Here is a 2,329-nt window from a genome sequence, read left to right on the forward strand (position 1 = left end):
GAAAACTATTTTCATTTTCAGACGGCCTGTTCAATTTTAAACCTATTCAGGCTTATTCTTCGTATGCGTCAATCGGCAAGCAGGAGCAAACCAGATTGCGGTCGCCATACACTTCATCTACCCGTTTAACGCTCGGCCAGAATTTGTGTTCGCGGACGAACGGCAATGGGAAGACGGCTTCTTCGCGGGAGTACGGATGCGCCCATTCGCCGGTTACGTCGGATGCGGTATGCGGAGCGTTCACCAGCGGATTATCCTCTTTCGGCCATTCGCCGCGCTCGACTTTCAGCACTTCCTGTTTAATTTGTTTCAGGGCGGCGATGAAGCGGTCGAGTTCGGCTTTGCTTTCGCTCTCAGTCGGTTCGATCATCAGCGTGCCGGCAACAGGGAAGGAAACCGTCGGCGCGTGGAAGCCGTAGTCCATCAGGCGTTTGGCGATGTCGGTTTCAGTGATGCCGCTTTCGGCTTTGAGTGGACGCAAATCAACGATACATTCGTGCGCGACGCGGCCGTTTTTGCCTGTATACAGAATCGGATAGTCTTCGCTCAGACGTTTGGCAACGTAGTTGGCATTGAGCAATGCCCAGCGTGTTGCCTGTTCCATGCCTTGTTTGCCCATCATGGTCAGGTACATCCAAGTAATCGGCAGGATGGACGCAGAACCGAAGGCCGCAGCAGCAACGGCGGTTTGGTCGGCACTGGCGCTGTGGGTGTCGGTCAAAGCGTGTCCCGGTGCAAACGGGGCAAGGTGGGCTTTCAAACCGATAGGGCCGACGCCCGGACCGCCGCCGCCGTGAGGGATACAGAAGGTTTTGTGCAGGTTCATGTGCAACACGTCCGCGCCGACTTCGGCAGGCTGCATGATGCCGATTTGGGCGTTGAGGTTGGCGCCGTCCATGTAAACCTGTCCGCCGTTTTCATGGATGATGCGACAGATGTCGCGGATGCCTTCTTCGTACACGCCGTGGGTGGACGGGTAAGTAATCATGATAGCGGACAAAGCGTCGCGGTATTGCTCGGCTTTGGCTTTCAAATCGTCGATGTTGACGTTGCCGTGTTCGTCGGTATCGACAACGACGACTTTCAAACCCAGCATGGCCGCAGTCGCAGGGTTGGTGCCGTGGGCTGATTTTGGAATCAGACAGATGTTGCGGTGTCCCTCGCCGTTGGCTTCTTGATAGCGGCGGATGGAGAGCATGCCGCTGTATTCGCCCTGCGCGCCGGAGTTGGGCTGGAAGGAAATCGCGTCAAAGCCGGTGATGGCTTTCAGGCTGTTTTCCATATCGGCGAGCAATTCGCGGTAGCCGGCAGTTTGCGCTTCGGGAGCGTAAGGGTGGATGTCAGTGAACTCTGCCCAAGTAATCGGCAACATTTCCGCAGTCGCGTTGAGTTTCATGGTGCAGCTGCCCAATGAAATCATGCTGCGGTTCATTGCCAAATCGCGGTCTTCGAGTTTTTTCAGGTAGCGCAACATTTCGTGTTCGGTGTGGTAACTGTTGAACACAGGATGTTGCAGAATGTCGTCCTGACGCAGCAATTCTGCATTCAGACGGCCTTTGACGTCATCGGCAAATGTGAACGTATCTTTGCCGGTAAACGCGCGGTACAAATCGACCAAATCTTCGTATGCCGACGTTTCATGGAATGCAGCCGCAACTTGAGTATCGTTAACGCGGCGCAGGTTGTAACCCGATTCCAAAGCAGCGGCAAACACTTGGTCTGCTTTCTCTTTGCTGCCGAAATCGACGGTAACGGTATCGAAGAAGACCTTGTGAACCACATTCAGGCCGTCTGAAACCAGCACATTGGCAAAGGTAGAAGCCAGCGCATGGATACGTTTGGCAATGCGTTTCACGCCTTCAGGACCGTGGTAAACGGCATACATACCAGCCAAGTTCGCCAGCAATGCTTGTGCCGTACAAATATTGGATGTCGCTTTTTCGCGGCGGATGTGTTGCTCGCGGGTAGACAACGCCATGCGCAAGGCAGGTTTGCCCGATGCATCTTTGGATACGCCGATAATGCGGCCAGGAGCGGAACGTTTGAACTCGTCTTTAAACGCGAAATAAGCAGCGTGCGGACCACCGAAGCCCATCGGCACACCGAAGCGTTGGGTATTGCCCAAGGCAATATCCGCACCCAACTCGGCAGGAGATTTCAGCAAAACCAAGCTCATGATATCAGCGGCAACGGCCACGATTGTGCCTTTTGCTTTCAGACGGCCGATAACGCCCTGCAAGTCTTGCACATCGCCGTCTTTACCAACGTATTGGAACAGCGCACCGAAGTATTCGCCTTCATCCGCTTGGGCAAAATCGCCGACCACCAG

1 protein-coding gene is annotated in these 2,329 nt (G+C 54.6%); it reads right to left on the minus strand.

The window, feature by feature from the left end:
• Window positions 1-52: 52 nt before the first annotated feature.
• A partial coding sequence (gcvP, locus tag ACTHUE_RS15810) for an aminomethyl-transferring glycine dehydrogenase (RefSeq protein WP_440423959.1) occupies window positions 53-2,329 on the minus strand: 2,277 nt, incomplete at its 5' end.

This window comes from Neisseria sp. P0021.S005 (assembly GCF_051956955.1).